General features: G+C 68.1%; 21 protein-coding genes. 10 read left to right on the top strand and 11 right to left on the bottom strand.

All coding sequences use genetic code 11. From position 1 onward, the window contains the following. From pgk to IPF36_RS29350, 7 genes are all read left to right on the top strand, one after another. The coding region (gene pgk, locus IPF36_RS29380) for a phosphoglycerate kinase (protein ID WP_195431766.1) at positions 1-159 on the top strand (159 nt) is incomplete at its 5' end. 59 nt (positions 160-218) lie between these two features. Continuing rightward, positions 219-1,655: a pyruvate kinase gene (pyk, locus tag IPF36_RS29375; protein WP_133093816.1), complete on the top strand. Its 1,437-nt coding sequence runs from the start codon at positions 219-221 to the stop codon at positions 1,653-1,655. A 50-nt stretch (positions 1,656-1,705) separates the two neighbouring features. Continuing rightward, positions 1,706-2,770 (top strand): class II fructose-bisphosphate aldolase, encoded by a 1,065-nt coding sequence (gene fba / locus IPF36_RS29370; RefSeq protein WP_133093817.1) that lies wholly within the window; start codon positions 1,706-1,708, stop codon positions 2,768-2,770. Positions 2,771-2,874: 104 nt separating this feature from the next. After that, entirely contained in the window at positions 2,875-3,783 is a 909-nt protein-coding gene (locus IPF36_RS29365; RefSeq protein ID WP_195431764.1) for a phosphoribosylaminoimidazolesuccinocarboxamide synthase, read from the top strand. Between the two features lie 85 nt (positions 3,784-3,868). Continuing rightward, a complete protein-coding gene (gene purE / locus IPF36_RS29360) occupies positions 3,869-4,366 on the top strand; it encodes a 5-(carboxyamino)imidazole ribonucleotide mutase (RefSeq protein WP_135704546.1) in 498 nt (165 codons plus the stop codon). A gap of 41 nt (positions 4,367-4,407) precedes the next feature. Further along, complete coding sequence (locus IPF36_RS29355; RefSeq protein WP_133093820.1) at positions 4,408-5,652, top strand: 5-(carboxyamino)imidazole ribonucleotide synthase; 1,245 nt, start codon at positions 4,408-4,410, stop codon at positions 5,650-5,652. A 13-nt stretch (positions 5,653-5,665) separates the two neighbouring features. After that, positions 5,666-6,655, top strand: coding sequence for an L-threonylcarbamoyladenylate synthase (locus tag IPF36_RS29350; RefSeq protein WP_195431762.1), 990 nt, complete (start codon positions 5,666-5,668; stop codon positions 6,653-6,655). A gap of 36 nt (positions 6,656-6,691) precedes the next feature. Here the strand turns inward: IPF36_RS29350 and IPF36_RS29345 are convergent, their stop codons facing one another. The 7 genes from IPF36_RS29345 to IPF36_RS29315 form a co-directional block, all read right to left on the bottom strand. Beyond that, a complete protein-coding gene (locus tag IPF36_RS29345; RefSeq protein ID WP_135704548.1) occupies positions 6,692-7,015 on the bottom strand; it encodes an AzlD domain-containing protein in 324 nt (107 codons plus the stop codon). Continuing rightward, entirely contained in the window at positions 7,012-7,827 is an 816-nt protein-coding gene (locus IPF36_RS29340) for an AzlC family ABC transporter permease (protein ID WP_135704549.1), read from the bottom strand. The genes IPF36_RS29345 and IPF36_RS29340 overlap by 4 nt, the downstream gene beginning before the upstream one ends. 191 nt (positions 7,828-8,018) lie before the next feature. After that, positions 8,019-9,644 carry a D-alanyl-D-alanine carboxypeptidase/D-alanyl-D-alanine-endopeptidase gene (gene dacB / locus IPF36_RS29335; protein WP_135704552.1) on the bottom strand — a complete coding sequence of 542 codons (1,626 nt, stop codon included), beginning with the start codon at positions 9,642-9,644 and terminating at the stop codon, positions 8,019-8,021. A gap of 44 nt (positions 9,645-9,688) precedes the next feature. Further along, a complete protein-coding gene (locus tag IPF36_RS29330; protein WP_195431760.1) occupies positions 9,689-10,291 on the bottom strand; it encodes a MarR family winged helix-turn-helix transcriptional regulator in 603 nt (200 codons plus the stop codon). Next, positions 10,288-11,457: an ABC transporter substrate-binding protein gene (locus tag IPF36_RS29325; RefSeq protein WP_133093826.1), complete on the bottom strand. Its 1,170-nt coding sequence runs from the start codon at positions 11,455-11,457 to the stop codon at positions 10,288-10,290. The genes IPF36_RS29330 and IPF36_RS29325 overlap by 4 nt, the downstream gene beginning before the upstream one ends. Positions 11,458-11,509: 52 nt before the next feature. Continuing rightward, on the bottom strand, positions 11,510-12,763 hold the full coding sequence (locus IPF36_RS29320; RefSeq protein ID WP_195431758.1) for a flavin-dependent oxidoreductase: 1,254 nt from the start codon (positions 12,761-12,763) through the stop codon (positions 11,510-11,512). A gap of 137 nt (positions 12,764-12,900) precedes the next feature. After that, positions 12,901-13,356: a PACE efflux transporter gene (locus IPF36_RS29315; protein ID WP_195431756.1), complete on the bottom strand. Its 456-nt coding sequence runs from the start codon at positions 13,354-13,356 to the stop codon at positions 12,901-12,903. A gap of 113 nt (positions 13,357-13,469) precedes the next feature. On the opposite strand from IPF36_RS29315, the gene IPF36_RS29310 reads away from it, so the two are divergent. Continuing rightward, a complete protein-coding gene (locus IPF36_RS29310; RefSeq protein WP_133093829.1) occupies positions 13,470-14,372 on the top strand; it encodes a LysR family transcriptional regulator in 903 nt (300 codons plus the stop codon). Here IPF36_RS29310 and IPF36_RS29305 read toward each other — a convergent pair. The 4 genes from IPF36_RS29305 to IPF36_RS29290 are packed head-to-tail and all read right to left on the bottom strand — an operon-like array spanning position 14,369 to position 23,870. Next, positions 14,369-15,910 (bottom strand): efflux transporter outer membrane subunit, encoded by a 1,542-nt coding sequence (locus IPF36_RS29305; RefSeq protein ID WP_255519936.1) that lies wholly within the window; start codon positions 15,908-15,910, stop codon positions 14,369-14,371. The genes IPF36_RS29310 and IPF36_RS29305 overlap by 4 nt on opposite strands. Before the next feature lie 17 nt (positions 15,911-15,927). Then, positions 15,928-19,224, bottom strand: a complete 3,297-nt coding sequence (locus tag IPF36_RS29300; protein WP_195431754.1) for an efflux RND transporter permease subunit — start codon at positions 19,222-19,224, stop codon at positions 15,928-15,930. Between the two features lie 2 nt (positions 19,225-19,226). After that, positions 19,227-22,349 carry an MdtB/MuxB family multidrug efflux RND transporter permease subunit gene (locus IPF36_RS29295; protein ID WP_195431752.1) on the bottom strand — a complete coding sequence of 1,041 codons (3,123 nt, stop codon included), beginning with the start codon at positions 22,347-22,349 and terminating at the stop codon, positions 19,227-19,229. A 9-nt stretch (positions 22,350-22,358) separates the two neighbouring features. Continuing rightward, the gene (locus tag IPF36_RS29290) at positions 22,359-23,870 is read right to left on the bottom strand and encodes an MdtA/MuxA family multidrug efflux RND transporter periplasmic adaptor subunit (RefSeq protein ID WP_195431750.1); all 1,512 of its coding nucleotides are present in this window, start codon (positions 23,868-23,870) and stop codon (positions 22,359-22,361) included. A gap of 339 nt (positions 23,871-24,209) precedes the next feature. Here IPF36_RS29290 and IPF36_RS29285 point away from each other — a divergent pair, with 339 nt between their 5' ends. Next, on the top strand, positions 24,210-24,953 hold the full coding sequence (locus IPF36_RS29285; RefSeq protein WP_135704564.1) for a response regulator: 744 nt from the start codon (positions 24,210-24,212) through the stop codon (positions 24,951-24,953). Positions 24,954-25,020: 67 nt separating this feature from the next. After that, positions 25,021-26,292 carry an ATP-binding protein gene (locus IPF36_RS29280; RefSeq protein ID WP_133093834.1) on the top strand — a complete coding sequence of 424 codons (1,272 nt, stop codon included), beginning with the start codon at positions 25,021-25,023 and terminating at the stop codon, positions 26,290-26,292. The last annotated feature ends 67 nt before the right edge of the window (positions 26,293-26,359 follow it).

The raw sequence follows: 26,359 nt of genomic DNA, 5'->3' as shown, positions 1-26,359 counted from the left end.
TCGATCGCCGGCGGCGGCGACACGCTGGCCGCCATCGCCAAGTACGGCATTGCCGACCGCGTGGGCTACATCTCCACCGGCGGCGGCGCGTTCCTGGAATTCCTGGAAGGCAAGAAGCTGCCCGCCTTTGAAGTGCTGGAACAGCGCGCAGCAGGCTGAAGCATCCGCCGGGCCTGGCGCCGTGCCGGGCCCCCGTCCTTCACCAAGGAAACCCGCGCATGACCCGTTCCACCAAGATCGTCGCCACCATCGGCCCCGCTTCCAGCTCGCTGGAGATCCTGACGCGCATGATTGCCGCGGGGGTCGACGTGGTGCGGCTGAATTTCTCGCACGGCAGCGCGCAGGACCATATCGACCGCGCCCGGCTGGTGCGCGAGGCCGCGCAGGCGTGCGGCCGCGAGGTCGCGATCATGGCCGACCTGCAGGGGCCCAAGATCCGCGTCGGCAAGTTCGAGCATGGCAAGATCACGCTCAAGCCGGGCGACCCCTTTGTCCTCGATTCCGCCTGCCAGCTCGGCAACGAAGAACGCGTCGGCCTGGACTACCAGGACCTGCCGCGCGATGTCGGCCCGGGCGACCTGCTGCTGCTCAACGACGGCCTGATCGTGCTGGTGGTGGACCGGGTGCTGGGCACCGAGATCTTTACCACCGTGCGCATCGGCGGTGATTTGTCCAACAACAAGGGCATCAACCGCCAGGGTGGCGGCCTGTCGGCGCCGGCATTGACGGCCAAGGACATGGACGACATCAAGACCGCCATGGCCCTGGGCGCGGATTACGTCGCGGTCAGCTTCCCCAAGAACGCGACCGACATGGAAATGGCGCGCCAGCTGGCCGCCGTGGCCGGCCAGCCGCACGGCCACAAGGCACGCATGATCGCCAAGATCGAGCGCGCCGAGGCCATCCACCCGGGCGTGCTGGAAGAAATCCTGCAGGCGTCCGACGGCATCATGGTGGCGCGCGGGGACCTCGCCGTGGAAGTCGGCAACGCTGCCGTGCCCGCGCTGCAGAAGCGCATGATCAAGCTGGCGCGCGAAGCCAACAAGCTCACCATCACCGCGACGCAGATGATGGAAAGCATGATCGTCAACCCGGTGCCGACGCGCGCCGAAGTGTCGGACGTGGCCAACGCCGTGCTGGACGGCACCGACGCGGTGATGCTGTCGGCCGAGACCGCCGCCGGGCGCTACCCGGTCGAGACCGTCGAGGCCATGGCCGCGGTCTGCATCGAGGCCGAGAAGTCCGAGGTGGTGCAGCTCGACACCGACTTCCTGAACCAGACCTTCTCGCGCATCGACCAGTCGGTGGCGATGGGTGCGCTGTTCACCGCCTATCATTTGCAGGTGAAGGCGATTGCCGCGCTGACCGATTCCGGCGCCACCGCACTGTGGATGAGCCGTCACCGCATCCATGTGCCGATCTACGCCATGACGCCCAACCTGGCCTCGCAGCGCAAGATGCAGCTGTACCGCAACGTGGTGCCGCTGCCGCTGCAATCCAGCGCCGACCGCGACACCGCGCTGGAGCAGGCCGAAGAGCTGCTGCTGGCGCAGGGCGTGGTGCAGCGCGGCGATTTCATCGTGCTGACCATCGGCGAGCCGATGGGGCAGCCGGGCGGAACCAACACCCTGAAGATCGTCAGGGTGGGGCATTGAGCGCCGACAGAAAAATACAGAGACATCCCATTTTTATCTAGGAGTTAGACATGCCACTCGTTTCGATGCGCCAGCTGCTGGACCACGCAGCCGAGAACAGCTACGGCCTGCCGGCCTTCAACGTGAACAACCTCGAGCAAGTGCAGGCCATCATGCAGGCGGCCGACGAGGTCAACGCTCCGGTGATCATGCAAGCCTCGGCCGGCGCCCGCAAATACGCCGGCGAGCATTTCCTGCGCCACCTGATCGAAGCCGCTGTTGAGGCTTATCCCCATATTCCGGTGGTGATGCACCAGGACCACGGCCAGTCGCCGGCGATCTGCCAGGGCGCGATCGACCTGGGCTTCTCGTCGGTGATGATGGACGGCTCGCTGCGCGAAGACGGCAAGACCCCGGCCGAGTACGACTACAACATCGACGTCACCCGCAAGGTGGTGGCACTGGCCCACGCCGTCGGCGTGACCGTGGAAGGCGAACTGGGCTGCCTGGGCTCGCTGGAAACCGGTGAGGCCGGCGAAGAAGACGGCATCGGCGCCGAAGGCGTGCTGGACCACTCCATGCTGCTGACCGATCCGGAGCAGGCCGCCGACTTCGTCAAGGCCACCCAGCTGGACGCACTGGCCATCGCCATCGGCACCTCGCACGGCGCGTACAAGTTCACCCGCAAGCCCACCGGCGACATCCTGGCGATCAGCCGCATCAAGGAAATCCACGCCCGCATCCCCAACACCCACCTGGTGATGCACGGCTCGTCGTCCGTTCCGCAAGAACTGCTGGAAGAAATCCGCAAGTTCGGCGGCGACATGAAGGAAACCTACGGCGTGCCGGTCGAGGAAATCCAGGAAGCCATCAAGTACGGCGTGCGCAAGATCAACATCGATACCGACATCCGCCTGGCCATGACCGGCGCGATCCGTCGCTTCTTTGTCGAGAACCCGAGCAAGTTCGACCCGCGCGAATACCTGAAGCCGGCCCGCGAAGCCGCCAAGCAAGTGTGCAAGGCGCGCTACATCGCTTTCGGCTGCGAAGGCCAGGCCAGCAAGATCAAGCCGGTCACGCTGGTCGACGTCGCGCAGCAGTACAAGTCGGGCAAGCTGGCGCAGGTCGTGCAGTAATTGTCCCGTGTCCGCCTTCCGCGCAAGTGGAAGGCGGATCGCAGTTCCGGCCGCCGCGGCACGCATGTTGCGCCCGGCGGCTTCGCCGTTTTATCGGAACCATCATGTCCAACGCTCTCTACCAGTCCTCCATCAACTCGCTGCCGCTGCTGGGCCACGGCAAGGTGCGCGACAACTACGCCGTCGGCAATGACAAGCTGCTGATCGTCACCACCGACCGCCTGTCGGCGTTCGACGTCATCATGGGCGAGCCGATCCCCGACAAGGGCCGCGTGCTGAACCAGATGGCCGACTTCTGGTTCAAGAAGCTGGCGCACATCGTGCCGAACCATGAGACCGGCATCGCGCCCGAAACCGTGGTCGCGCCGGAGGAAGTGGAGCAGGTCAAGGGCCGCGCCGTGGTGGTCAAGCGCCTGAAGCCGATCCTGGTCGAAGCCGTGGTGCGCGGCTACCTCGCCGGCAGCGGCTGGAAGGACTACCAGGCCACCGGCAAGGTGTGCGGCATCGCGCTGCCGGCCGGCCTGCAGAATTCGCAGAAGCTGCCCGAGCCGATCTTCACCCCGGCCGCCAAGGCCGAGATGGGCGAGCACGACGAGAACATCTCGTTCGCCGAGGTCGAGGCCCGCATCGGCATCGCGCTGGCGCGCCAGATGCGCGAGATCTCGATCCGCCTGTACAAGGAAGCGGCCGAATTTGCCGCCACGCGCGGCATCATCATCGCCGACACCAAGTTCGAGTTCGGCCTGGACGACAACGGCGTGCTGACGCTGATGGACGAAGTGCTGACCGCCGATTCGTCGCGCTTCTGGCCGGCCGATTCGTACCGGGTGGGCACCAACCCGCCGTCGTTCGACAAGCAGTTCGTGCGCGACTGGCTGGAAGCGGTGCGCATCGACGGCAAGCCGTGGCCCAAGACCGCGCCGGCGCCGCAGCTGCCGGATGACGTGATCGAGAAGACCGCGGCGAAGTATCGTGAGGCGCTGACGCGCCTGACGGGCGAAGAGCTGAAGTAATTTCGTTGCCACCGGCTTCTCAAAAGCCAATGGTGTTCCCCCCTCCCGCAAGCGGGAGAGGGGAGCAAACAAGCAAGGATCAAACGTGAGCAAGCAAGACAAGCCGCTGGTCGGCGTCGTGATGGGCAGCAGTTCCGACTGGGACGTGATGCAGCACGCGGTGGCCATGCTGAAGGATTTCGGCGTGCCGTTCGAAGCCCAGGTGGTGTCCGCGCACCGCATGGCCGACGACATGTTCCGCTATGCCGAGACCGCGCGCAGCCGCGGCATCCGCGCCATCATCGCCGGCGCCGGCGGTGCCGCGCACCTGCCGGGCATGATCGCCGCCAAGACCATCGTGCCGGTGTTCGGCGTGCCCGTGCCGTCGAAGTACCTGCGCGGCGAGGATTCGCTGCTGTCGATCGTGCAGATGCCCAAGGGCGTGCCGGTCGCCACCTTCGCCATCGGTGAAGCGGGCGCCGCCAATGCCGCGCTGCATGCCATCGCCACGCTGGCGACCACCGACGACGCCCTGGCCGACGCGCTGGAAGCCTTCCGCGCCAAGCAGACCGAAGCCGCGCGCGCCATGACTTTGCCGCTGTAATGCTGCCGCAGTAATTCTCCGGACCCACACGGAACCGAGCAATGCCGACCGATATCCATCCCTACCTCTCCGAAGCCCACACGCCGGAATCGCGCGCCGAATTCGGCGTCGACCGTCCCGACGCGCCCATCCTGCCCGGCGCGTGGCTGGGCATGCTGGGCGGCGGCCAGCTCGGCCGCATGTTCACGCATGCGGCGCAGGCGATGGGCTATCGCGTATGCGTGCTCGATCCCGACCAGGACAGCCCGGCGGGCGCGGTGGCCGACAAGCATATCTGCGCCCAGTACACCGACGAGGCCGCGCTGGCCGAGATGGCCAAGCTGTGCCAGGCGGTGAGCACCGAGTTCGAGAACGTGCCGTCGCTGTCGCTGGACCGCCTGGAGCAACTGGGTTCGTTTGTCGCGCCGCGCGGCTACTGCGTCTCGATCGCGCAGAACCGCATCGGCGAGAAGAAGTTCTTTGCCGCCTGCGCCGAGCGCACCGGCGTGCCGACGGCCCCGCACTGGGTGATCCAGCACGACGCCGATGTCGACCAGCTGCCCGACCACGTGCTGCCCGGCATCCTCAAGACCGCGCGCATGGGCTACGACGGCAAGGGCCAGGCCCGCGTGAAGACGCGCGACGACGTGCGTGCCGCGTGGAAGGCGATGCAGCACGTGCCGTGCGTGCTGGAACGGATGCTGCCGCTGGCCTATGAAGTCTCGGTACTGGCCGCGCGCGCCGCGGACGGTTCCACCGCGACCTGGCCGCTGGCCGAAAACGTGCACCGCGACGGCATCCTGTTCTCGACGCAAATGCCGTCGACCAGCGTCTCGCACGAGATCGCCGACCGCGCCCGCGCCGCGGCTGCCGCCATCGCCACGGAAATGGGCTATGTCGGCGTGCTGTGCATCGAGTTCTTCGTGCTGACCGACGGTTCGCTGGTCGCCAACGAAATGGCGCCGCGCCCGCACAACTCGGGCCACATCACCATGGATGCGTGCGAGACCAGCCAGTTCGAGCAGCAGGTGCGCGCCATGGCCCGCCTGCCGCTGGGCAGCACGCGCCAGCACTCGGCCGGCAAGATGCTGAACCTGCTGGGCGATGTGTGGTTCGAGTTCGGGCTGGAACGCACCCCCGCGTGGGACGAGGTGGTGGCGCAGCCGGGCGCCAAGCTGCACCTGTACGGCAAGAACGATGCGCGCCCGTCGCGCAAGATGGGCCACGTCAACTGCATCGGCGAGCATGCCGAGGCAGCCGACGCTGCCTTTACCGCCGCCGCGCAGGCACTGCATATCCCGCTCTGACGCAAGGAACACGATGTCGCCGCGCACGCCCACGGCTGCTGAACTCGATGAAGCCGTCCGCCTGCTCGAGGCGGGGCAACTGGTCGCTTTCCCGACCGAGACGGTCTACGGGCTGGGCGCCGATGCCGAGAATCCCGAGGCGGTCGGCCGCATCTTCGCGCTGAAGGGACGGCCGTCCAACCACCCGGTGATCGTGCATGTGGTCGACGGCGCCGATATCAGCTACTGGACCGACGAGGTTCCGGAAGCCGCGCAGAAGCTGATCGATGCATTCTGGCCGGGGCCGCTGACGCTGATCCTGAAGCGCGCTTCGCATATCAATGCCGCGGTGGCGGGCGGGCAGGACAGCATCGGCTTGCGCTGCCCGTCGCATCCGGTGGCGCAGGCGCTGCTGGCGCGCTTCAAGCGCGGTCGCGGCGGTATTGCGGCGCCTTCGGCAAACAAGTTCGGGCAGGTCAGCCCGACCACCGCGCAGCATGTGCGCGAAGAGTTCGGCGACGCGGTCTATGTGCTGGAAGGCGATGGGGTCGAGGTCGGGATCGAATCGACCATCGTCGATCTGTCGCGCCTGGACGCCGGCGTCGGGCCGGTCCTGTTGCGTCCCGGTGCCATCACGGTCGGAATGCTGGCGCAGGTGCTGGGCGAAGCGCCGATGCCGCCCGATGCTGCCGCGCCACGCGCATCAGGCACCCTGAAGGCGCACTACGCTCCGCACACGCCCTTGTTGCTGGCGGATGCGCAGGCGGCTGCCGCGCGGCTTGCCGCTCTGCCTGCGGCTGCGCGTGTGGCCTGGGTGGGACGAGCGCCGCTGGCGGATCAGCGCTGCACCTGGGTGCAGGCGCCCGCGGATGCTGCCGCGTATGCGCAGGAGCTGTATCGGTTGTTGCGCAAGCTCGACAAGCAGGGCTATTCGCAGCTGGTGTTCGAGACGTTGCCTGAAGGGCAGGATTGGGCCGGGGTGCGGGATCGGCTGGAGCGGGCGGCTGCGGCGTTTGGTGGCTGAAGCGGGTTCCGGCTGGCATTTCCAATGCGCCAGTCCTCAACCCAACAACCGCAACACCGTATAAACCGCCATCCCCACAGCAATCATCCCCACCATCCGCCGCGTCAGCAGGTAGAACGCGGTGGCCACCACCCCTGCCACCAGCTTGTAGTTCGACAGCGCCACGGTGAAATGCCCCTGCCAGGTCATCAGGTCTGGCAGGATGATCGCCGCCAGCGCCGCTGCGGGCGCATAACGCAGGGCCCGCTGGATGCGGTCAGGCACCGACACGTGCTCGCCGGCCATCAGGAACAACGCGCGCGTCAGCACCGTGACCACCGCCATGCCAACCAGCGCGATCCAGATCTCGGCATGGCTCATGCGCGGTCTCCTGGCGGTGCGTCAGCCGCATTGCCAATCGGCGGGGACTTGCGCTTGCGGATACCCCGCAGCGTAGCCCGCGCCGCCAGTTCATCGGTCGCCATGCCCGCAGCAATCGCACCGACCACCGCCACCACCAGCCCGAGCCGGTACGGCAGGTCAAAGCACAACAACGCCAACACCGCCGAAATCACCACAGCCATCAGCGTCGAGCGCGAATTGATGGTGGCGATCATCACCGGGATCAGCGCCATCGTGCCCGCCAGCCCCAGCCCCCAGCTGTCCGGGAACAGGCTCGCCAGCACGATGCCGAGGATCGACGACACCTGCCACATCGCAAAGTTGGTCAGCGCCATGCCCCAGAAGTAGCCTTCCTTGCCAGGCTCATAGCCCGGCGTCGAATACTTCTGCAGGAAGTAGACGAAGTGCAGGTCGCCGTTGAAGAACCCCAGCACCGTGCGCCGCGCCAGTGTCAGGTAGCTGAAGTGCGGCTGCATGGCGGCGCTGAAGATGACGAAGCGCAGGTTCACCATGGCCGCGGTCAGCCAGATGGTCCACAGCGGCAGCCCGGCGGCGAACAACGGCAGCACCGCCAGCTGCGCCGAGCCGGCATAGACCAGCAGCGACATGCCGATGGCTTCGGGCACGGTCAGCACCGACTTGCTCATCGCCACGCCGGTCACCAGCCCCCAGGAAAACACCGCGGGAAGGGAGGGGGCAAAGCGGCGTACGCCGGCCATGAAGCCGTCGCGTTCGGCGGGTGCGAAGCGATGCCAGAAGCGCAACCACACCGAGGGTTGTCGGGAAGTCATGTCAGAGGAAAGGGGGCAATGCAGGCCCGGCGCCGGGGGCTGGCCCGGAAAGCTGCCGCCGCAGGACGCGGCCGGCACCCTGGCATTATAGGGTCGGAACGCATCCTGGTAAGTGGGCGCTTAACAAAATGCCGCGCCGGCGTTGGCGGCAGGCCACGCGGGGTGGCCGATCCGCCAATGCCGGCGCAATCTCAGGGCGCGCCGCGATACACCCACTGCATCAGCGCGTCGTGCGCCTCCCGCGCCTGCGAGGCGTTGGGGTGGTTGATCATGCTCACCAGCACGTAGCGGCTGCCGTCTTCCGCGTCGACATAGCCGGCCAGCGCACGCACGTCGGCCAGCGTGCCGGTCTTGAGGTAGCCGCTGCCGGCCGCATTGGCGCCGGTCATCCGGTTGCGCAGCGTGCCGTCGACGCCCAGCACCGGCAGCGAATCGACCAGCGCCGGGCCCACGCTGCTGGCCGCCGCCTGCTGCAGCAGGCGCGCCATGTCGTAGGCGCTGATGCGTTCCTCGCGCGACAGGCCGGAGCCGTTGTCCAACACCAGCCCGGGCATGTCCAGCCCCTGCTTCGCGAGCCAGCGCCGCACCACGCGGATCGAGCGCTCGGGGCTGGCCGGGCCGCCGCGGTCAAGCTCGGCGCCGATGGTCAGGAACAGCTGGCGCGCCATCACGTTGTTGGAGAACTTGTTGATGTCGCGCACGATGTCGGACAGCGGCAGGCCATAGTGGCGCGCCAGCAGCACCGCGCCGCGCGGCACCTTGCCGCTGCGCAACGCGGGCAGGCGGGTAAAACGCCCGCCGGCGCGCTGCCATTCGGCGACAAAGCCGCCCCAGGTGAATTCCGCGTGCGACAGCGTGGCGATATTGAGCACGTGCTCGCCGCAGTCGCTCGAATAGTCACCGGCGAACGATGCCAGCACGGTGCCGTCGGCCTGCGGCTGCACGCTGGGGGTGGCGCGGCTTTGCCAGTCGCCGCAGCGGCCGTTGGTCAACGCCAGCTGGTTGTCGAGCTTGACTTGCGCCAGCTCCGGCGTGACGCTGACCGCCACCGTCTGCGTGACGGGATCCGGCGTCAGCGTGAACGACAGCGTCTTGAAGGCATAGAGCAGGGCATCGGGGCCGACGTTGTAGGCGCGCTGCACTTCGCCGTCGATGGTGCCGTTGCCGTCCAGGCCATCGGCAAAGTAGCTGCGGTCCAGCACCAGGTCGCCGTTGATGGCGGTGGCGCCGCCGGCGCGGGCGCTGGCGACCAGCTTGGCCATTTCCTCCGGCACCAGCTTGGGATCGCCGCGGCCCCGCAGGTAGACATTGCCGTTGACGGTGCCGTCGAAGCCGGGCTGCGCGTCGGCGTAGAGCGCGGTCTGCCAGCGGTAGTCGGGTCCCAGCAGCTGCAGGCCGGCGAAGGTCGTGACCAGCTTCATGGTCGAGGCCGGATTCATCGGCTGCTGCGCGTTCCAGCTGGTGCGCGCGCTGGGTGCGCCCAGCTTGACTACGTAGAAGCTCGCGGCCGAAGCCGGCACGCCGGCGCGGCGCAGGGCCGCGGCCACTTGCGCCGGCACGCCGGCCCGCACCAGGCCGGCATCGGCGGAAGGCGTGGCCTTTGCCGCCTTGCCGGCAATCTGGTCCTTCTGTGCTTTCGCGCTTTTCTGGACCTTCTGGGATTTCTGTACCTTGGCCGGCGGCCTGGCCAGCGCCGGCGCGATGACGGGCCCACCGGCCATCAGCAAGGCGGCGGCAAGAAGAGGCGACAGGCGGCGCAGCAGCGCGCCAGTTCGCGATGCGGTACGCGTGGCGGTTGTTCTTGGCATGGCGGCCATGTTAACGCATGGCAAGCGCCTGCCGGATGACAGCAGCGTGGCGCTCAGCCCGCGCGCGGCGGCGCCAGCCGGGACAGCAGCGATTTCAGCGTGGCCTGGTCGCTGTCGGACAGCGCGCTGCCCACATGCGCGTCATGCTCGACCACCGCGCGGGTGGCAGCGTCCAGCGTCTTGCGGCCCGACGGCGTCAGCACCAGGCTGTAGGCGCGCCGGTCGCCCGCCGCCGGGCGGCGCGCGACCAGATTCATCTCTTCCAGCGCATCGACCAGCAGCACCGCACCCGAGCGCGCGATGCCCAGGATGCGCGCCAGCTCGGTCAGCTTCAGGTGCGGATTGCGCGAGATGATCACCAGCGCCGAGAAGCGCGGCGGGGTGATCTGCCATTGCGACAGCGACAGCACGAAATCCTCGTAGATGCGGATCTGCGCGCGGCGGATGGCGTAGCCGATCAGGCTGTCGAGCACGCCATAGTCGATATTGGGCACATGCGGATCGAAGCCGGCGTCGGCCACCGCCGGATCCGGCGCAAGCGGCTCGCGCGGCTTGCGCCGCGCGCTGGCGGTGTGCGAGCTGCCAGTCTTGCCTGCCGCGGCGGGTGCGTCGGGTGCACCGGATGCACTGGATGCACTGGATGCGTTAGGGATCATTGCAGTAGTTTCCAGTTGCCGTTGTCGATTGTCAGCATAACGCGGCCGCGCTGGTCAAAGCCATAGTGGTCTTGCCCACTGTAATTGAGCACGCCGTGCGACACCACGATGTCCTTTTCGCTCTCCAGCGCCTGGCGCAGCGCCTGGCGGAAGGCCGGCGTTCCCGGTTTGGCGCTTTTCAGCGCCACCGGCACGATCCGCTCCAGCACCAGTCCGGCATCGTAGGCATGCGCGCCGAACTGCGTGCGCGATTCGGCGCCATATTGCTTCTCGTAGCGGGTGACGTAGTCGAGTCCCGGCTTGCGCACCGGGTCGCCGGCTGGCAGCTGCTCCGGCACGATCACCGGGCCCGCCGGCAGGATCGCGCCATTGACCAGGCGTCCGCCGATGCGGATCAGGTCCTTGGTGGCGGCGCCGTGGGTCTGGTAGATGGCGCCGCCGTAGCCGCGCTCGCGCAGCGTGGTATGCGGCAGCGCCGCACCGGTGCCGGCGCCGGCGATCAGGATGGCGTCGGGCTTGGCGGCGATCAGCTTGATGGCCTGCGCGGTCACGCTGGTATCGGCGCGGCCATAGCGTTCGGTGGCGATCAGGCGCAGGCCGTTGGCGGTGGCGGCGGCGGTGAAATCCTTCAGCCAGGTCTCGCCATAGGCGTCGGCAAAGCCGATAAAGCCGATGGTCTTGACGCCTCTGGTCTTGGCGGTGGCGGCGACGGCGTTGGCCATCAGCCGCACCGGCTGCGCCAGCCGGAAGGTCCAGGCGCCCCGGCCGGGCTTGAGCTCGATCGGCGAGAAGGCAAGCTGGACGGTCTGGCTTTCCTCGGCGACCTCGGCAATGGCGATCGACGGGGCGACCGCGGATGAGCCGAGGATGATGTCGACCTTGTCTTCGGAGACGAAGCGGCGCGCGACCTTGGCGCCCTGGGTGGGATCGGAGGCATCGTCCAGCACGATGTAGCGGACGGCCTCGCCGCCGATCTTCTGCGGCAGGTACGGCATCGAGTTCTTCTGCGGGATGCCGAGCGAAGCGGACGGCCCCGTCGTCGACAGGCTGACGCCGACGGTAATGTCGGCCAGTGCGGCGTTGGCGGCGAAAGCGAGGGCGGCGGCCAGCGTCAGGTGGGTGAGGCGGGTGAGCCGGGTGATCGGGGTGAGGTTCAGGGGCGCCATGTTGTCTCCTCTTGATGGTTTATTTTTGGTTGTGGCCTGGCGGACCGCGACGCTATCGCCCGCCCTGCATCGACTGCCGGTCGAACCCCGCCAGCTGCTTGTACCGCAGCGAAATCGCCTCCAGCTCGGCGCGTGGGATCACCTGCCCGATATCGTTGAACCCCTGCGGCGCGCGTTCCTCCGCCAGCTGCATCACCTGCTCCGGCCCGTTCATGCGGTTGCGCAGCACGATGCCCGCGGTGCGCGGCAGGCGCTCGGCCTCGTATTCGCGCAGCGCGTAAGGCGTATCTTGCGTGCCCAGCAGGCTGTCGACGAGGTAGCGCGCATCCAGGATCGCCTGCGCGCTGCCGTTCGAGCCGATCGGGTACATCGGGTGTGCGGCATCGCCGAGCAGCGTGACGCGGTCGAAGGTCCAGCGCGGCAGCGGGTCCTTGTCGACCATCGGGAATTCGTAGATCGCCGCCGCACCATCGATCAGCGCGGGAATGTCGATCCAGTCCCACTGCCAGCCGGCAAACTGCGCGCGGAACACCGACTTGTCCACCTGCTTGTTCCAGTCGCTGCGCGGCGGCGTGTCAGGCACGCTGTCGGGCACGCGCAACTCTGCGATCCAGTTGACCAGCGAGCGACCCTGCCGGCGCAGCGGCTCGGAGATGGGATAGGCGACGAACTTCTGGTCCTGGTGGCCGGCCATGAACATCGAGCGTCCGTCGAGGTAGGCGGGCGCCTCCGTGACCGCGCGCCACAGCATGCGGCGCGAGAAGCGCGGTGCATCGCCGGTGGCGTAGAAGTGGTGGCGCACCGCGGAGTGGATGCCATCGGCGCCGACCAGCACGTCGGCGCTGGCTTCCACCTCGGCGCCATCGCCGCGGCGGCGCAGCACGAAACGCGCCGGCCCGCGCGCGCCGGTATCGAGCACGGTCTCGAACGCATGCCCGGTGTGGACCGCATCGGCACCCAGTCGCTCGACCACGGTGCGATGCAGCAGCATCTGGAACTCGCCGCGATGGATCGAGAACTGCGGCCAGTCGTAGCCCGCCGCCAGCCCGCGCGGTTCGTGCCAGATGCGCTGGCCCAGTTTGTTGTAGTAGGAGAGCGACGAGGTCTCGATCGCAAGCTCGGCCAGCGCGTCGCGCAGGCCGAGCTCGGACAGGATGCGTACCGCGTGCGGCAGCAGGTTGATGCCCACGCCCAGCGGGCGCAGCGATTCGCTGGCTTCCCAGACTTCGGCGTCGATGCCGTGGCGGTGGCACAGCAGCGCCAGCGTCAGCCCGCCGATGCCGCCGCCGGCGATTGCGATCTTCATGTTGTCTCCCCGCTTGCGGCGCGCAGATGCGCACCCGGTCCGTCGAATTTTGTTATTGAGTATAACAATTCGCGTCCGCACGGCAAGGCGGGGAAACACCCCGGAGTGCCTGCTCCGGGGTCAGGAAAAACCCGGCCTCAGCCGGCCGCCGCGCCGTCAGGCCTCGCGGCGGCGTGCTGCAGCGACGGCACCGGGAACACGATGTCGTACAGCCAGTTGTACACCAGCGCGTAGACCATGTAGAAGACGGCCACGGCGATATCCATGATCAGCGCATCGAGCAGGCTGATATTCAGGTACCACGCCAGCGCCGGCAGGAACACCACCAGCAGGCCCACCTCGAACAGGATGGCGTGCAGCACCCGCACCACGACCGACTTGCGCAGCTGGCCGGTCCAACGCAGCATGGCCTTGTCGAACAGCAGGTTGTACAGGTAGTTCCAGCCGGTCGCGATCAGCGACGCGACCGCGCCGATCAGGCCCATCTGGTGCAGCTCGTAGCCGAAGGCCCAGCTGGCCAGCGGCGCGAAGATCAGCAGGCCGACAACCTCGAAGCCAACGGCGTGGCGGATCCGGTCGCGGGTAGTGCGCATGATTTTCCTCCTGCGAGGCAATAATTCAGACCCGGCCAAGTCTATCTGCTTTGCAGGGATTGCCAAGTTGGATACTATCGTCAGAACCGATAGATGTCGCAGAAGGGCGCCGTATGAGTCTCTCGCTGGAGCAACTCCAGGCTTTCGTCGCTGCCGCCGAGGCGGGTTCTTTTTCCGCCGCCGCGCGCCGGCTCGGCAAGGCCCAGTCAGTGGTGAGCGCCGCCGTGTCGAACCTGGAGATCGATGTCGGCAACGCGCTGTTCGACCGCGCCGGCCGCTATCCCGTGCTGACCCCGGCCGGCGAGCGGCTGCTGGCGGAAGCGCGCGTGATCCTGGAACGCTGCGAGCACTTCCGCGGCGTGGCCAAGAGCCTGGGCGAGGGCGTGGAGACGCGGCTGGTGCTCGCCGTCGACGAGCTCTACCCGGAGGAAACGCTGGGCCAGCTGCTCGAAGCGTTCTCCGGCCGTTTCCCGGCGGTCGAGCTGGAAGTGCTGTTCCCCTTGATGGAAGACGTGAGCCGGCTGGTGCTCGAGGGCGGCGCCGATCTCGGCATCATGTGGCGGCAGGAAGTGTTGCCGCCCGAACTGGGCTTCCATGCGCTGGGCTGGATGCCGATGCAGATCCTGTGCGCGCCCGACCATCCGCTGGCGTCGCAGCGCGTGGACTGGGAAGAGCTGAAGCGCTACCGCCAGCTGATGGTCGCCACGCGTACCGACAGCGAAGAGAAGATGCGCCTGCGCGTGGCGGCGGATGTGTGGTGGGTGGAGAGCCAGTGGGTCATCGTCGAGCTGGTCAAGCGCGGGCTCGGCTGGGCGTTCGTGCCGTGGCACGTGGTGGCCAACTCGCCGGCCGCGGCGCAGCTGGTGTCGCCGCCGCTGGCGTTCCAGCAGCAGGACTGGCCGGTGGCGATGGAACTGGTGTGGCACAAGCAGCGGCCGCTGGGCAAGGCCGCCACCTGGCTGCGCGAGCGCATCTGCGCGCAGCCGTTGCCGAATGCGCCGCAGCGCGGCGCCTAGCGCTGGCCGACTGTGGTGGCGGGTGCGGCGCCGGCGGGCCTGCTGCCGGTGGCGCCTTCCAGCGCCTGCGGATGCCAGTTGCCGCCCAGCGCCTTGATCAGCACCACGGCCGCCGTGTACTGGCGCCCGGCAATCGACAGCGCGGTGCGCTCGGCGGTGTAGGCGGCGGTCTGCGCGGTCAGCACGTCGAGCAGGCCCGCGGTGCCGGCGCGGTAGCGGTTGTTGACCAGCACCAGCGCCTCGCGCGCGGAGCGCAGCGCGTCGTTCTGCACCACCGCCTCCTGCTCCAGCAGCCGCTGCGCGGCAAGGTTGTCTTCGACTTCCTGGAACGCGGACAGCACGGTCTGGCGGTAATTGGCGACGGTCTGGTCGTAGGCGGCCACAGCCTGCGCCTTGGCCGCGCTGCGCAGGCCGCCGTCGAACAGCGTGCCGGCCAGCCCGCCGCCGATCGACCAGATGCGGTCCGGCAGCGACATCCAGCGCGCCAGCGTGCTGGCGGTCAGGCCGCCGCTGGCCGACAGCGACAGCGTCGGGTAGTAGGCCGCCTGCGCCACGCCGATCTGCGCATTGGCGGACGCCATGCGGCGCTCGGCAGCGCCGATGTCGGGCCGGCGCTCCAGCAGTTCCGATGGCACCGCGCCCGGCACGCGCGGCGGGGCCTGGCGGAAATCGTCCGCGGCCAGCGACAGCGCCGCGGGCGGCTTGCCGACCAGCACGGCAATGGCGTGCTCCAGCTGCGCGCGCGTGATCTGGATGTCGATCTGCTGCGCCTGCGCGCTCTTGAGCTGGGTCTCCGACTGCAGCACGTCTGAGCGTTGCGCGGTGCCGGCGGCGTACTGGTTCTGCACCAGCTGCAGCGACTTCTGGTAATCGGCCACGGTGCGGTCGAGCAGCGCCTTCTGCGCATCGGCCACGCGCAGCAGGAAATAGCTCTGCGCCAGTGTCGCCTGCGTCGACAGCAGCGTCGATGCCAGGTCGGCCTGGCTTGCCTGCACGCTGGCTTCGCTGCTTTCCACCTGGCGGCGCACGCGGCCCCACACGTCGATCTCCCAGGTCGCGCCCAGCGTCAGGCTCTGCCCGTTGAGCGTATTGCCGCTGGCGCCGCGCGCGCGCGACGCACCGGCCTGCGCATCGACGACCGGGAAGAAGCCGGCACGCGCCGCCTGCAGCGCGGCCACGGCCTGGCGGTACTGCGCCTCGGCCGCTTTGATGTTCTGGTTGGAGATCTGCACTTGCGGCATCAGCGTGTCGAGCTGGGGATCGCCGAAGACCGTCCACCAGTCGGCACGCGTGATGGCATCCTGCGGCTCGGCGGTTTTCCAGTCGCCGCGCCAGGCATTGGCATCGGCTGTGGTATCGGCATCGGCATTGGTACCGGCGGCTTCCTTGAAAGCTTCCGGCACCGGCGCATCGGGACGCTTGTAGTCGGGACCCACCGCGCAGCCGGCCAGCAGCAACGCGCACGCCAGCGGCAGCGGCAGGGCATGGGTCAGCAATCGGCTAAACACAGCGCTAAACACAGGGTGAAACACAGTCATGTGGAATCTCTGTAAATTCAGACGGCGGCCGGCTGGTCAGGCGTGCCGCCGCGGCGGCGCTGGCGCCAGGCCTTGACCTTCAGGCGCCAGCGGTCCAGCGTCAGGTAGACCACTGGCGTGGTGTACAGCGTCAGCAGCTGGCTCACCACCAGGCCGCCGACAATCGAGATGCCCAGCGGCGCGCGCAGCTCGGCGCCGTCGCCGCGGCCGATCGCCAGCGGCACCGCGCCCAGCAGCGCGGCCATGGTCGTCATCAGGATCGGGCGGAAACGCAGCAGGCAGGCGCGGTAGATGGCTTCGCGCGGCGACAGCCCGTCGCGGCGCTCGGCGTCGATGGCGAAGTCGATCATCATGATCGCGTTCTTCTTTACGATGCCGATCAGCAGGATCACGCCGATCAGCGCGATGATGCTGAAGTCCGTCCTCGACGCCATCAGCGCCAGCAGCGCGCCCACGCCCGCCGACGGCAGCGTCGACAGGATGGTGAGCGGGTGGACATAGCTTTCATACAGCACGCCCAGCACGATGTAGATGGTGATCAGCGCCGCCAGGATCAGGATCGGCTGGCTCTTGAGCGAGTCCTGGAACGCCTTGGCGCCGCCCTGGAAGTTGGCGCGCAGCGTTTCCGGCACGCCGATGCGCGCCATCTCGCGGTTGATCGCATCGGTCGCCTGCGACAGCGAGGTCCCCTCCGCCAGGTTGAACGAGATCGTCGATGCCGCGAACTGCCCCTGGTGGTTCACGCCCAGCGGCGTGCTGGTCGGGATCACGCTCGCGAAGGCAGACAGCGGCACGCGGTTGCCGTTGCCGGTGACGACGTAGATGTCCTTGAGCGCGTTCGGGCCCTGCAGGTACTCGGGGCTCAGCTCCATCACCACGCGGTACTGGTTGAGCGGATGGTAGATGGTCGACACCAGCCGCTGGCCGAAGGCGTTGTTCAGCACCGCATCCACCTGCTGCGCGGTCACGCCCAGGCGCGACGCCGTATCGCGGTCGATGATCACCGAGGTCTGCAGCCCCTTGTCGTTGGTGTCGGTGTCGATGTCCTCCAGCCCCTTCAGGTTGGACAGCGCCGCGCGCACCTTGGGCTCCCACGTGCGCAGCACTTCGAGGTCGTCGGACTGCAGCGTGAACTGGTACTGCGAGCTGCTCTGCCGCCCGCCGATGCGGATGTCCTGCACCGGCTGCAGGAACAGGCTCGCACCGGGCTCCTTGGCCAGCTTGCCGCGCAGCCGCGCGATGATGGCGTCGGCGGACTCCTTGCGCTCCGCCAGCGGCTTGAGCGTGACGAACATCTGGCCGGTGTTGCGCTGCGAGCCGCCGGTAAAGCCGGTCACGTTTTCAACTGCCGGATCCGACTGCACAATCCTGATAAAGCTGTCGAGCTTGCCGCGCATGGCCTGGAACGAGGTGGCCTGGTCGGCGCGGATAAAGCCGATCAGCCGGCCCGTGTCCTGCTGCGGAAAAAAGCCCTTGGGCACGATCACGTACAGGTACACGTTGAGCGCGATGGTGGCGATCAGCACCAGCCACACCAGCGGGCTGAAGCGCAGCGCGGTCGACAGCGAACGCGCATAGCCATCGTGCAGCCACCGGAACATGCGCTCGGTGGCGCGGAAGAAGCGTCCCTGCTGCTCCGGTTCCGCCGGCCGCAGCATGCGCGCGCACATCATCGGCGTGGTGGTCAGCGACACCACCAGCGACACCAGGATCGCCACCGACAGCGTGATCGCGAACTCCTGGAACAGGCGCCCGACGATGCCGCCCATCATCAGCAGCGGAATGAACACCGCGATCAGCGACAGGCTCATCGACAGCACCGTGAAGCCGACCTCGCGCGCGCCACGCAGCGCGGCGGCCAGCGGCTTCATGCCCTCCTCGATATGGCGCGAAATGTTCTCCAGCACCACGATGGCATCGTCGACCACGAAGCCGGTGGCAATGGTCAGCGCCATCAGCGACAGGTTGTTCAGCGAGAACCCGGCCAGGTACATCACCGTGAAGGTGCCGATCAGCGAGACCGGCACCGCCACGCTGGGGATCAGCGTCGCGCGCACGTTGCGCAGGAAGATGAACACCACCATGATCACCAGCGCCACCGAGATCATCAGCGTGTGCTCGACCTCGCGCAGCGAGGCGCGGATGGTGGGGGTGCGGTCCATCATCACGTCCATCGAGATCGCCGCCGGGATCATCTTCTGCAGGTTCGGCAGCATCTCGCGCACGCGGTCGACGGTCTCGATGATATTGGCGCCGGGCGAGCGGTTCAGCACCAGCAGCACCGACGGCTTGCCGTTGGCCGAGCCCGCGTTGCGGATGTCCTGCACCGAATCGACCACGTTGGCCACGTCGCGCAGCCGCACCGGCACCGCGAACGAATTCGGCCCGCTGGTGGCACTGGTGCCCCCGGTGGCGCCGCTGGTGATGGTTGTGGTGCCGCTGCTGGTGGTCAGCGTGGTCACGGTGACGCCGTTGACCACCTTGGTGCTGACGCCGCCGCTGGCGGTCGCATTGGCGGTGCTGGCGATCAGCGCGCCCGCCGACGCCGACGAGTAGGTGCCCGGCGTAGCGTAGCGGATGATCAGCGGCATGTAGTCTTCCGCCTTCATCATCTGGTCGTTGGCGTAGACCTGCCAGTTGTTGCTGGCGTTTTCCAGCGTGCCGAGCGGCCGGTTGGCGTTGGTCGCGCTGATGGTGTTGCGCACGTCCTCCAGCGAGATGCCGTAGTTGTTCAGCGCGGTCGGGTTCAGTTCGACCCGCACCGCCGGCAAGGAGGCGCCGCCAATGGTGACCTGCCCCACGCCTTCCACCTGCGACAGCTTCTGCGCCAGGATGGTCGAGGCCGCATCGTAGAGCTGTCCGCGCGTCATCGTCGGCGAGGTCAGCGCGATGATCATGATCGGCGCGTCGGCGGGGTTGACCTTGCGGTAGGTCGGGTTGTTGGGCAGGCTGGTCGGCAGCGTCGCGCGCGAAGCGTTGATCGCGGCCTGCACGTCGCGCGCGGCGCCGTCGATATTGCGCGACAGGTCGAACTGCAGCGTCACGCGGGTCGAGCCGAGCGAGCTGCTGGAGGTGATTTCGGTCACGCCGGCGATGGTACCGAGCGCGCGCTCCAGCGGCGTCGCCACGGTGGCGGCCATCGTTTCCGGGCTGGCGCCAGGGAGCGACGCCGATACCGAGATGGTCGGGAAGTCCACCTGCGGCAGCGGCGACACCGGCAGCAGCCGCAGTGCCGCGAGCCCGGCCAGCAGGATGCCGAGCGTGAGCAGCGCGGTCGCGACCGGGCGATGGATAAAGGCAGCCGAAAGATTCATTTTCAGACCGGCTCCTCGCCTGTGCCGCCTTCCTCCGGATCACCGAAGCGGCGCTTGCGCCAGCCCTTCACGCGCGTCGCCACGCGGTCGAAGGCCAGGTAGATCACCGGCGTGGTGAACAGCGTCAGCACCTGGCTGACCAGCAGGCCGCCCACCATGGTCACGCCCAGCGGCTGGCGCAGCTCGCTGCCGATGCCGGAGCCCAGCATCAGCGGCAGCGCCGCCAGCAGCGCCGCCATGGTGGTCATAAGGATCGGGCGGAAACGCAGCAGGCAGGCCTGGAAGATCGCGTCGCGCGGCGTCATGCCGCCTTCGCGCTCGGCCTCGAGCGCGAAGTCGATCATCATGATCGCGTTCTTCTTGACGATGCCGATCAGCAGGATGATGCCGATGATGGCGATGATGCCCAGGTCCATCCCCGCCACCAGCAACGCCAGCAACGCGCCCACGCCTGCGGACGGTAACGTCGACAGGATCGTGACCGGGTGGATGGTGCTTTCATACAGCACGCCCAGCACGATATACATCGTCACCACCGCGGCCAGGATCAGCCACAGCGTGTTCGACAGCGACGCGCGGAACGCCAGCGCCGCGCCCTGGAAGCTGGTCTGCATCGAGATCGGCAGGCCCAGCTCCTGCTCCACCCTGGTGATCTTGTCGACCGCGGCGCCGAGCGATTCGCCATGCGCCAGGTTGAACGAGATCGTCGCCGCGGGGAATTGCCCCTGGTGGTTGATCACCAGAGGCCCGGTGCGCTCGGTGATGCGCGCGAACGCGCCCAGCGGCACCTGTCCGCCGGAAGAGGAGGGCAGGCGCAGCTCGGCCAGCGATTGCGGGCTTTTGCGGAACTCCGGCATGGTCTCCAGCACCACGCGGTACTGGCTCGACTGCGTGAAGATGGTCGACACCAGCCGCTGGCCGAAGGCGCTGTACAGCGCGCTGTCGATCACCGCGGTGGTGATGCCGAAGCGCGCCGCGGCGTCGCGGTCGATATCGACATAGGCGCGCAGGCCGTTGTTCTGCTGGTCGCTGGTGACGTCGCGCAGCTCCGGCTCCTGGCGCAGGCGCTCCACCAGCTTCGGCACCCACGCGGCCAGCGTCTCGGGATCGGGATCTTCCACCGTGAACTGGTACTGCGTGCGCGAGACCTTGTCCTCGATGGTCAGGTCCTGCACCGGCTGCGTGAACAGCGAGACGCCGCCGAGGCTCTGCACCGCATGCTGCAGGCGCTGCGTGACCACGTCGATGGGGTCGCGCTCGCCCTTGGGCTTGAGGTTGATCAGCATGCGCCCGGCGTTGAGCGTGGTGTTGCTGCCATCCACGCCGATGAACGACGACAGGCTCGCCACCGCCGGGTCCTGCATCACCACCTTGGCCACCGCTTCCTGCTTGCGCGCCATGGCGCCGAAGGAGGTGGTCTGCGCGGCCTCGGTGATGCCCTGGATCACGCCGGTGTCCTGCACCGGGAAGAAGCCCTTGGGCACCAGCAGGTACAGCAGCACGGTCAGCGCCAGCGTGGCCACGGCCACGACCAGCGTTGCCTTCTGGCGATCGAGCACCCAGTCCAGCGCGCGCCCGTAGCGCTCGATCACGTTGTCGAAGAAGCGGCCGGTGGCGCGGTGGAAGCGCGACAGCCTCTCTTCCGGCACATGGTGCAGCAGCCGCGCGCACATCATCGGCGTGAGCGTCAGCGACACCACCGCCGAGATCAGGATCGATACCGCCAGCGTGATCGCGAACTCGCGGAACAGCCGGCCGACCACGTCGCCCATGAACAGCAGCGGGATCAGCACCGCCACCAGCGAGAAGGTCAGCGAGATGATGGTGAAGCCAATCTGCTTCGAGCCCTTGAGCGCCGCCTGCATCGGCGAATCGCCTTTCTCGATGTAGCGCATGATGTTCTCGATCATCACGATCGCATCGTCGACCACGAAGCCGGTGGCAATGGTCAGCGCCATCAGCGTCAGGTTGTTGATCGAGAACCCGGCCAGGTACATCACGCCGAACGTGCCCACCAGCGACAGCGGCACCGCCACGCCCGGGATGATGGTGGCGGGGATATTGCGTAGGAACAGGAAGATCACCAGCACCACCAGCGCGATCGCCAGCAGCAGCTCGAACTGCACGTCCTCGACCGAGGCGCGGATGGTGGTGGTGCGGTCGGTCAGCAGCTGCACGTGCACCGACGCCGGCAGCGCGTTCTGCAGCTGCGGCAGCAGTGCCTTGATGCGGTCGACCACCTCGATCACGTTCGCGCCGGGCTGGCGCTGGATGTTCAGCACGATCGCGGGCTTGTCGTTGGCCCACGCGGCCAGGCGGCTGTTCTCGGGGCCGTCGACGATCTCGGCGACGTCGGTGATGCGGATCGGCGCGCCGTTCTTGTAGCCGAGGATGATCTGGCGGTATTCGTCGGCGGACCGCAGCTGGTCGTTGGCGTCGATGGTCGACGCGCGCTGCGGGCCGTCGAAGCTGCCCTTGGCGCCGTTGACGTTGGCCGAGCCGATCGCGGTGCGCAGGTCGTCGATCGACATGCCGAGCGATGCCAGCGCGGCCGGGTTGGCCTGGATGCGCACCGCGGGGCGCTGCCCGCCGCTGATGGTGACCAGGCCCACGCCCTGGATCTGCGAGATCTTCTGCGCCACGCGCGTATCCACCATGTCCTGCAGCTTGGGCAGCGGCATGGTGTCGGACGTCATGGCGATGGTCATGATCGGCGCGTCGGCCGGGTTGACCTTGCTGTAGACCGGCGGCATCGGCAGGTCGGACGGCAGCAGGTTGCTGCCGGCATTGATGGCGGCCTGCACTTCCTGCTCGGCCACGTCCAGCGGCAGCGTCAGCTCGAACTGCAGCGTGATCACCGAGGCGCCGCCCGACGAGGACGACGACATCTGCTTCAGGCCGGGCATCTGGCCGAACTGCCGCTCCAGCGGCGCGGTCACCGACGAAGTCATCACGTCGGGGCTGGCGCCGGGGTAGAGCGTGGTGACCTGGATCGTCGGGTAGTCGACCTCCGGCAGCGCCGACAGCGGCAGCAGCCGGTAGGCCACCAGCCCGGAGAGCAGGATGGCCAGCATCAGCAGCGCCGTAGCGACCGGGCGCTGGATGAAGAGGCGTGATGGGTTCATGCGCGGTCCTTACTGCTGCTGGCGGCGCGGGCCTTCCGCACCTGGAGCGCTGGCGCCGCCTTCACGCTGGCGCCGATGCTCGCCGGCCGCGCCGGAAGCATCGGAAGCGCCGGAAGCGCCGCCCGCGGCCGCGCCGCTGGCATCGCCATGCGGCGCGCTGGCACCGCCCCAGCCAGCGCCGTCGCGGTTGCGTCGGCCGCGCCCGCGCGGCTGGCTGGCCGGCACCGTCGCCGCGGCACGCGCGGCCGGGTCGACTGCTTCGACCGTCATGCCTTCCTTGAGCCGGTCGGCGCCATCCACCACCACGCGCTGGCCGGGCTCCAGGCCCTTGAGCACCGCATTGCGGCTGCCATCGCCCGGGCCGAGGGTGATCACCTGGACCTTGACCTTGTTGGCGTCGTCGACGGTGTAGACGAACGTGCCCTGCTGTCCGCGCTGGATCGCCGCCACCGGAATCACGGTGGCGTCCTTGAGCGTGTCGACGCGCGTGCGCACGTTGACGAACTGGTTCGGGAACAGCATCCCGTCTTCATTGGGGAAGACCGCCTTGAGCTTGACCGTGCCGGTGGTGGTGTCGATCTGGTTGTCGGTGGTCAGCAGCGTGCCTTCGCCCAGCTGGTTGCGCACCTGGCGGTCCCACGCCTGCACCGGCAGCTTTTCGCCGGCGTTGAGCTTCTTCAGCACCGACGGCAGGTTGTCCTCGGGGATGGTGTACATCACGGCGATCGGCTGGATCTGCGTGATCAGCGCGATGCCGTTGGCGTCGCTGGTGTTGACGATATTGCCCGGATCGACCTGGCGCAGGCCGATGCGGCCCGACACCGGCGCCACGATCCTGGTGTAGCCCAGCTGCAGGCGCGCATTGGCCACGTTGCCCTGGTCGGTCTTGACCACGCCTTCGTACTGGCGCACCAGCGCGTCCTGGGTATCGACCTGCTGCTTGGAGATCGAATCCTGGCCCAGCAGGGTGCGGTAGCGCTGCTGGTCCAGCTTCGCGTTCTGCAGCAGGGCCTGGTCGCGCGCCAGCTGGCCCACGGCCTGGTCGAGCGCGGCCTGGAACGGGCGCGGGTCGATCTCGGCCAGCACGTCGCCGGCCCTGACCATCTGGCCTTCCTTGAACAGCACCTTCAGCAGCGGGCCGGACACCTGCGCGCGCACGGTCACGTTAGAGACCGGGGTCACGTTGCCCAGCCCGTTCAGGACCACGTCCATGTCGCGCTGGGCCACGGTGGCGACCACGACCGGCGAGCGCGGCATGCCGGCGCGGCCCCCTGGCCCGCCAGGACCGCCAGGACCTCCCGCACCGGGTCCGCCGGCGCCGCCCGGGCCGCCCGCGGTGCCCTTGGGGGCGTCGCCGCGGTGCGCATACCAGTACCAGCCGCCTCCGGCCAGCAGCAGCACCAGCAGCCCGGCATACAGCCGGCGCCGGCTCCTGCGCGGTGGGGTGCCGCCGGGCGGCAGGGGCGGACGGGAAGACGGGGATGGGGGAGGGTTAGGTTGGCCTTGTTCGGGGTTGGACATGTCCGCAATCCTGGGAACGGCGCGCCCGGGCGCGCCGCGGTGTTCTGCTGGCAAGTGACGCTGGATGCAGCAGTATGCCGCAACGCAATGGGCGCCGGCCGGCCGCGGGGGCAGCGCGCCCGGCGGCCGCCGGCGTGCCGGCAAGTGCCGTGCGGCGCGCATGGGGCGGCGCCGTTGGCAAGTCATGCGGCAAGGATAATGTGCGGGCGCGGACGCCCGTATTTCGGCGCCCGGCGCTTTTATTACAGAGGATTACCAGCGCCCCAGGTGTAACCTCCGGAAACAAAACCGCCCGGCCGATCCGGCGTGTGCGCCGCGCGGGCTGACTATCATGTGCCTATGCGAACGAACCAGCCTACCCAGATCCTCGTCGTCGACGACGATCCCGAACTCCGCGACCTGCTGCGCGAGTACCTGACCCAGCAGGGCTTTGCCGTCTCGGTGCTGCACGACGGCGACGGCCTGCAGGCGCGCCTGGAGCGCGAGCGGCCAGCGCTGATCGTGCTCGACCTGATGATGCCCAAGGTCGACGGCCTGACCGCGCTGCGCAACCTGCGCGCCAAGAACGACGACATCCCGGTGATCCTGCTTACTGCCCGCAGCGACGAGATCGACCGCATCGTGGGCCTGGAGATCGGCGCCGACGACTACCTCGGCAAGCCCTTCTCGCCGCGCGAGCTGCTGGCGCGCATCAACGCCGTGCTGCGCCGCAAGCTGGCCCGCCCCGCGGCAGCGCCGGAGGACCGCGAATCGGTCGCGTTTGGCCCGTTCCGCGTCAATTTCCGCCAGCGCACGCTGAGCCGCGCCGGCCAGCCGCTGTCGATCAGCGATACCGAGTTCGCGTTGCTCAAGCTGCTGCTGATGCATCCGCTCGAAGTGCTATCGCGCGAGCGTATCGTCGAGCTGATGTACGGCAGCGCCAGCGGCATCAGCGACCGCGGCATCGACGTGCAGATCTGGCGCCTGCGCCGGCTGCTCGACGAAGACGCGCAGCGCCCGCGCTATATCCAGACCGTGCGCGGCCGCGGCTACACCTTCGTGCCCGACGAAGCGGAAGAGATTCCCGCCGAGCTTTCCGATTAAAGCCCGCGGCGGCCGGCCGTTTTATCGCCTTTACGTGCCGCCGCGTGCCACCCGAGCCTGCTTCCCGATGAAGTTGCGACGTATCGACACCCTGTTCGGCCGCATTGCCTTGCTGATCGCGGCCGTGCTCGTGATCAGCCACTTCTCGTGGCTGGCCATCCTGCGCATGGACCGGCGCCAGCAGCAGGTCGACTATTCCGTGGAGCAGATGCTGTTCCAGCTCGACAGCATCGAGCGCGCGCTCGATGCGCACCCGCCGGCCAAGCTGCCCAGCCTGGTGGAGACCGCCGATACCGCCAGCGCCGATGAGCACGCCACCGCGCCCAAGGGCGGCCGCTCGCGCCGCCTGGTCGAGCAGTTCATCTCGCGGCTGCCGCAGGGCACCGAGGTCCGGCTCGAGGACGAGACCACGCCGCGCATCTGGATCAAGCTGCCGAGCCGCGATGACTGGATCGCGATGCCGATTCTCTGGGTCCACAACCCGCCGCCTGACAACCGGCTGGTGCCGGGCGTGATGCTGGTGGTGGGCGTGGCCATCGTGTTCGCGCTGCTGATCGCGTGGCAGCTGCAGCGGCCGGTGCGGGACATGGCCAACGCGGCCGAGCTGCTGTCGCGCCAGCGCGCGGTGCCGCCCTTGCGCGAACGCGGGCCGCATGAGCTGCGCCAGCTGATCGAGCGCTTCAATCGCATGGTGGCCGACCTGGCGCGGATCGACCAGGAGCGCAATACGATGCTGGCCGGGATCGCGCATGACCTGAAGACGCCGCTGGCGCGGCTGCGGCTGCGTGCCGAAATGCTGTCCGATCCCAAGGCCGCGGCGGGGGTTACGCGCGACGTGGATTCGATGCAGGCGATCGTTGAGCAGTTCCTGAGCTTTGCACAGACCAGTGAATCGACGGCGCGGCCAGTGCCGGTGGACCGGCGGGTCAATGAACTGGCGGCTTCGCTGGCCGAGCAGGAGCGGCAGGTGGTGTTGTCGCTGGGGGCGGGGGATGGGTTCCGGATGATCGCTACGCAGCTGGATCGGATTATCGGGAATCTTGTTGACAATGCTTATGCCTACGGCAAGCCGCCGGTTTGCATTGCTACGACGCGTACGGCTGATGGTTATGTGCTGGTGGTCGAAGACCAGGGGGCCGGGATTCCCGAAGAGGACAAGGAACGCGTCACGCTGCCGTTTGTGCGCCTCGATCCGGCCCGGGGCGGGAATGCGCATTCCGGGTTGGGGTTGGCGATTGTGGATCGGCTGGTGCGGCAGGCTGGGGGGAAGCTCAATCTCGTCAATGCCGACGGGGGCGGGTTTAGGGTCGAGATGGTGTTTGGGGCGGTGGGGGCTTAAGTTCGGTTTTGCTGCGACTTGGCATCTGGTGGAATTTGATATGCCCGGTTCCGCCCTCCGCCCGGTC

Origin of the sequence: Cupriavidus sp. IK-TO18 (assembly GCF_015549295.1) — a bacterium.
GTDB classification, from domain to species: Bacteria; Pseudomonadota; Gammaproteobacteria; order Burkholderiales; family Burkholderiaceae; genus Cupriavidus; species Cupriavidus oxalaticus_A.
Note: the sequence above shows the minus strand (reverse complement) of the source record. Positions and strands in the feature narration are given on the sequence as shown.

Coding starts and splice junctions, on each gene's coding strand:
- pyk (WP_133093816.1), top strand. CDS start 219: ATGACCCGTTCCACCAAGATCGTCGCCACCATCGGCCCCGCTTCCAGC.
- fba (WP_133093817.1), top strand. CDS start 1,706: ATGCCACTCGTTTCGATGCGCCAGCTGCTGGACCACGCAGCCGAGAAC.
- IPF36_RS29365 (WP_195431764.1), top strand. CDS start 2,875: ATGTCCAACGCTCTCTACCAGTCCTCCATCAACTCGCTGCCGCTGCTG.
- IPF36_RS29355 (WP_133093820.1), top strand. CDS start 4,408: ATGCCGACCGATATCCATCCCTACCTCTCCGAAGCCCACACGCCGGAA.
- IPF36_RS29350 (WP_195431762.1), top strand. CDS start 5,666: ATGTCGCCGCGCACGCCCACGGCTGCTGAACTCGATGAAGCCGTCCGC.
- IPF36_RS29345 (WP_135704548.1), bottom strand. CDS start 7,015: ATGAGCCATGCCGAGATCTGGATCGCGCTGGTTGGCATGGCGGTGGTC.
- IPF36_RS29340 (WP_135704549.1), bottom strand. CDS start 7,827: ATGACTTCCCGACAACCCTCGGTGTGGTTGCGCTTCTGGCATCGCTTC.
- dacB (WP_135704552.1), bottom strand. CDS start 9,644: ATGGCCGCCATGCCAAGAACAACCGCCACGCGTACCGCATCGCGAACT.
- IPF36_RS29330 (WP_195431760.1), bottom strand. CDS start 10,291: ATGATCCCTAACGCATCCAGTGCATCCAGTGCATCCGGTGCACCCGAC.
- IPF36_RS29325 (WP_133093826.1), bottom strand. CDS start 11,457: ATGGCGCCCCTGAACCTCACCCCGATCACCCGGCTCACCCGCCTCACC.
- IPF36_RS29320 (WP_195431758.1), bottom strand. CDS start 12,763: ATGAAGATCGCAATCGCCGGCGGCGGCATCGGCGGGCTGACGCTGGCG.
- IPF36_RS29315 (WP_195431756.1), bottom strand. CDS start 13,356: ATGCGCACTACCCGCGACCGGATCCGCCACGCCGTTGGCTTCGAGGTT.
- IPF36_RS29310 (WP_133093829.1), top strand. CDS start 13,470: ATGAGTCTCTCGCTGGAGCAACTCCAGGCTTTCGTCGCTGCCGCCGAG.
- IPF36_RS29305 (WP_255519936.1), bottom strand. CDS start 15,910: ATGACTGTGTTTCACCCTGTGTTTAGCGCTGTGTTTAGCCGATTGCTG.
- IPF36_RS29300 (WP_195431754.1), bottom strand. CDS start 19,224: ATGAATCTTTCGGCTGCCTTTATCCATCGCCCGGTCGCGACCGCGCTG.
- IPF36_RS29295 (WP_195431752.1), bottom strand. CDS start 22,349: ATGAACCCATCACGCCTCTTCATCCAGCGCCCGGTCGCTACGGCGCTG.
- IPF36_RS29290 (WP_195431750.1), bottom strand. CDS start 23,870: ATGTCCAACCCCGAACAAGGCCAACCTAACCCTCCCCCATCCCCGTCT.
- IPF36_RS29285 (WP_135704564.1), top strand. CDS start 24,210: ATGCGAACGAACCAGCCTACCCAGATCCTCGTCGTCGACGACGATCCC.
- IPF36_RS29280 (WP_133093834.1), top strand. CDS start 25,021: ATGAAGTTGCGACGTATCGACACCCTGTTCGGCCGCATTGCCTTGCTG.